Origin of the sequence: Polynucleobacter sp. 78F-HAINBA (genome assembly GCF_018882325.1) — a bacterium.
In the GTDB taxonomy this organism is placed as follows: domain Bacteria; phylum Pseudomonadota; class Gammaproteobacteria; order Burkholderiales; family Burkholderiaceae; genus Polynucleobacter.
Map to the genome: position 1 here is coordinate 1 of NZ_JACVOQ010000026.1, position 255 is coordinate 255.

Genomic DNA, 255 nt, shown 5'->3' on the forward strand with positions numbered 1-255 from the left:
AATCAGTCTCCACTCGGCGGTACTCGAGCTCTTGCATGAGCTCTTGCGGAGTCATTTGGGTGACTGGCTTATTGGTGGGGGTAAATGGTTTGAAGGGTTTTGACATCGGTGGCCGTCCCTTGGGCTTAGGTTCTAGGGCTGTAATACCACCTTCATTGTAGAGGCGTTGCCAAAGACTAATCGTGCTGGGGGCTGGCACATTAAACCGGGCTGCGGCTTGATTGATGGAGAGTTGGTCTTGTTGCATAGACTGGA

At 52.2% G+C, this 255-nt stretch carries 1 protein-coding gene; it reads right to left on the minus strand.

The annotated features are described in order from the left end of the window. On the minus strand, positions 1-255 hold a 255-nt coding region (locus tag ICN11_RS10650; protein ID WP_216230358.1), incomplete at both ends, for a helix-turn-helix domain-containing protein.